We start from the raw sequence: 4,222 nt of genomic DNA, 5'->3' as shown, positions 1-4,222 counted from the left end.
AATTGATACTCTTTTTTTATCCTAAAGCTACAAAAATTGTTCCAATACCAATAAATATAACTCCAATTATTCCTTTGATGCTTATAGTTTCTTTAAAAATTAAAATAGATGCGATTACAGTTATAACAACTGAAAGTTTATCAATGGGAGCTACTTGCCAAGTCTTACCTGTTTTTAGAGCTATATTTAAAAACAACCAAGATAATGCTCCAGAAACTCCAGCAAAAATTAAGAAAAATAAGTCCTTTTTATGTTCCATAAGCTGAGATATATTACTAAAATCACCTCTTATAAAAGACACACAAATTAAAAATATTGCCATTATTACAGCTCTAACTGATGTAGCCATAGATGGCGGTAAATTATTTATACCTATTTTTGTAAATATTGTAACAAAACTTGCACTTACGGCAGCAAGTAATGCGTAAAATAACCATGAACTCAAATCAAAAATCTCCCTTCAAAAATATACTTTCTATTATAACATAAATGAATATGAAAATCTTTATCATTTACAAAAATAAAAAATAACTATCGCTATATTTTAAAGCAATAGTTATTTTTATTTATTATAGGTCTTTTGAATTAGTTTTTGCAAATTTTATTTCATTTAATATATCATTTAATTCTTTATCTAGCCTTTCGAAATCATCTGAATTAACATTATAATTTAAAAATAAGTTTTCCATATTATAAGAAGCTAGATTTAGCTTTTTAGTTACATCTAAAAATAAATTAAAGTTACTACTATTCATTGCCCTAGTAAATTTATTTAAATCTTTTTTTATAAAAGAGACTATTTCGTATTCATCGGTAAAAATCCCTTGAGGAATAGGATAAGGTTTAATTCTTTGTAAAAAATATTGATTTTTAGCGTTAATATTATAAACATAAGATATTTCTATATCTTCATTTAATTTAAACTTTATAAAATATAAAAGTCCTCTTACTTTTGTTACTTGTGAAGCTCCTATTTGGCGTAGTAAGATCTCAATCGCATCACCTTGAGCAGTATTTACATTCATTTAAATATATCTCCTTTTTATAATTTATAAAATAAGTTTTATCTAAAATATAATTAGTAAATAGGCTGTAGAAATAATAATAGATAAAATCATAATAGGAAAACCTACTTTAAAATATTCTTTGAACGTTATTGGATGGCCATGTTTTTGGCCTACGCTAGCTAAAACTATATTTGCAGAGGCTCCAATTAAAGTTCCGTTACCTCCAAGACAAGCACCAAGAGATGCGGCCCACCATAAAGGCATAACATCCACTCCTTGAGTTTGCATTGTCAATATAAGAGGGATAAGGGTTGCTACAAATGGTATATTATCTAAGAAAGACGATACAATAGCAGAAAGCCATAAAACTATTAGCATAGTAAGTACAAGATGACCTTCAGTAGCCCCTATTAGTGCTGTAGCTAATTTATTAATTACACCAACTTCTTGTAGGCCTCCAACTATTATGAATAAACCTGTAAAAAATAATATTGTAGACCACTCAATACTTGCTAAAATTTCATCTATATCTTGTTTACCAATAAAAAGCATAATTGTTGCACCAGCCAAAGCTACAATGCTAGAATCAATTTGAATTATACTATGAAGAGAAAATCCTAAAAGAATAAATACCATGATAACAATGCTTTTTATAAGCAAAGGTTTATCTTTAATGGCTTTATTTTCGTCAAGATTTAAAATATTATCTTTTTGAGCATCATCAACAATAAGATTTTTTTTGAAAATAAATTTAAAACAAAAAATTATTACAATAAGCAAAATCACAACTACAGGGCCTAAATTAACTAAAAAATCTGTAAAGCTAAGATTAGCAGCACTACCAATCATAATGTTTGGTGGATCACCTATAAGTGTTGCAGTTCCGCCTATATTAGATGCAATAATTTGAGTAATTAAAAAAGGTATAGGATTAAGCTCCAAAATGCTAGTAATAACAATTGTCATAGGTCCAATTAATAAAACGGTTGTTACGTTATCTAATACTGCTGATAATAAAGCTGTTATTATAATAAAGCTAATCATTATCTTCCAAGGATCCCCTTTTGATTTTTTAGCAGTAAATATTGCTATGTACTCAAATAGTCCTGAATTTTTAACTACAGCTACAAAAAGCATCATACCAATTAAGACGCCTATTGTATTAAAATCAACATGACTTAATCCAACCTCCATAGGAATTATATTGAATAATATCATTAGTAATGCACCACTTAAAGCTGCTACACATCGATTTACTTTTTCGGATATAATAGCCAGCATAACTAATAAGAAAATGGTTATAGCTATTATTTGTTCAGTCACCACTATAATCGCCTCCTTGCAATAATTCTATCTAATATCTAAATGTTAGTACTTTTCAAAATTAATTTCAATTAAAGTATACATACTTTATATTCTATAAAAATATAAAATATTCTATTAAAAAACAAAATAAAATTTTATTATTTAGGAAAAAGTTCGTAAAAATTATGAAATAGGTTTAAAATGATAAAAAAAAGTATTAAATTTAATTGGAGTATTAACAAAATATAAAAATATATGTTTAGGGAAATGTTTTCCATGGGTAAAAATAGGAAAATTGCAACTTTGGAAATTGATTATGCAATTTAGGTATTGAAAAAAGGCGAAAAATACTGTATAATGAATCTAGAATGAATTTTTAAAAATTAATTATGCATTAATCAAGCAGTTTTAAAAATTGAATATTTTGAACTTAATAAATAAATATTTTTGAAGGAGGAATTTACATGGAAACATTAAATAAATTAGTTCTTAGCGTTAATGATTTTATATGGACATATATACTAATAGCCGCGTTAATAGTACTTGGACTTTACTTTACGGTAAAGACAAATTTTGTTCAGTTTAGATATTTTAAAGAAATGTTTAGACTTTTAGGAGAGGGAAGTTCGAAAGAAGCAAAACAAGAAGGTAAAGTATCTTCTTTCCAAGCATTTTGCATAAGTACAGCTTCAAGAGTTGGAACAGGTAACATAGCAGGTATAGCACTTGCGGTAGTAGCGGGAGGACCAGGAGCGATATTTTGGATGTGGCTTATAGCTTTAATAGGTTCAGCATCAAGCTTTGTAGAAAGTACATTAGCTCAGATATTTAAAGTTAAAGATGGAAACGCATTTAGAGGTGGGCCAGCTTACTACATGGAAAAAGGTTTAAATAAAAAATGGATGGGAATAACATTCTCTATATTAATAACAATTTGTTTCGGATTTGTATTTAATGCAGTTCAAGCAAATACAGTTTCACTTGCATTTAGTAATGCTTTTGGAGTAAATAAGTTAGTAATGGGTATAGTTCTTGCAATCTTAACTGGACTTGTAATCTTTGGAGGCGTTCAAAGGATAGCAAAGGTTTCTGAAATTATAGTACCAATACTTGCAGGATTATATATATTAGTTGCATTATTTATAGTAGTAACAAATATAGGACAATTACCAGGTGTATTTAAATTGATATTTACAAGTGCGCTTGATTTTAGAAGTGTATCTATGGGTACTATGGGTGGTATGATGTTAATAGGAATAAAAAGAGGATTATTCTCTAATGAAGCTGGTATGGGTAGTGCACCAAATGCTGCAGCAACAGCAGATGTATCTCATCCAGTTAAACAAGGTTTAATACAAACTTTAGGAGTATTTACAGATACAATAGTTATATGTAGTTGTACTGCGTTTATAATACTTTTATACCCAGATTATCAAGCAACTGGTCTTAGTGGTATAGAATTAACTCAGGCAGCGCTTACTTCACATATAGGTCCTATAGGTGGAACATTTATAGCAGTATGTATATTCTTATTTGCATTTAGTTCTATAGTAGGTAACTATTATTATGGACAATCAAATATAGAATTTATGAGTGAAAAAAAATCTATTTTAAATATATTCAGAGTTGGTGTTGTATGTATGGTTTTATTTGGATCATTAACTCAAGTAGATATAGTTTGGAATTTAGCAGACGTATTTATGGGATTAATGGCAATAATAAATCTAATAGCGATAGCATTACTTGGAAAATTTGCATTTATGGCTTTAGATGATTACGCAAATCAAAAGAAGGCTGGAATAAAAGATCCAGTGTTTAGTGCGTCAAACATAAAAGGCCTTGAGAATGTAGAATGTTGGCAAGAAAATTCAGAAAAAACAGCATAGATAAAAAAATACCTCAACTAATTT

At 28.2% G+C, this 4,222-nt stretch carries 4 protein-coding genes; 1 reads left to right on the top strand and 3 read right to left on the bottom strand.

Annotated features, from left to right (window positions below):
- Nucleotides 1-16: 16 nt before the first annotated feature.
- The 3 genes from BN899_RS10350 to BN899_RS10340 all read right to left on the bottom strand — a co-directional run bounded on the left by BN899_RS10350 (nucleotide 17) and on the right by BN899_RS10340 (nucleotide 2,333).
- On the bottom strand, nucleotides 17-445 hold the full coding sequence (locus BN899_RS10350) for an EamA family transporter (protein ID WP_042275107.1): 429 nt from the start codon (nucleotides 443-445) through the stop codon (nucleotides 17-19).
- Nucleotides 446-569: 124 nt separating this feature from the next.
- Entirely contained in the window at nucleotides 570-1,025 is a 456-nt protein-coding gene (locus BN899_RS10345) for a hypothetical protein (protein WP_042275105.1), read from the bottom strand.
- A gap of 42 nt (nucleotides 1,026-1,067) precedes the next feature.
- The gene (locus BN899_RS10340; protein WP_147568534.1) at nucleotides 1,068-2,333 is read right to left on the bottom strand and encodes an ArsB/NhaD family transporter; all 1,266 of its coding nucleotides are present in this window, start codon (nucleotides 2,331-2,333) and stop codon (nucleotides 1,068-1,070) included.
- Nucleotides 2,334-2,749: 416 nt separating this feature from the next.
- Here BN899_RS10340 and BN899_RS10335 point away from each other — a divergent pair, with 416 nt between their 5' ends.
- A complete protein-coding gene (locus BN899_RS10335) occupies nucleotides 2,750-4,198 on the top strand; it encodes an alanine/glycine:cation symporter family protein (protein WP_370659293.1) in 1,449 nt (482 codons plus the stop codon).
- Nucleotides 4,199-4,222 lie beyond the last annotated feature (24 nt).

The organism is Faecalimicrobium dakarense (genome assembly GCF_000499525.1).
GTDB lineage: Bacteria > Bacillota > Clostridia > Peptostreptococcales > Peptostreptococcaceae > Faecalimicrobium > Faecalimicrobium dakarense.
This window is presented reverse-complemented; position numbering and strand designations above follow the sequence as displayed.

Coding starts and splice junctions, on each gene's coding strand:
- BN899_RS10345 (WP_042275105.1), bottom strand. CDS start 1,025: ATGAATGTAAATACTGCTCAAGGTGATGCGATTGAGATCTTACTACGC.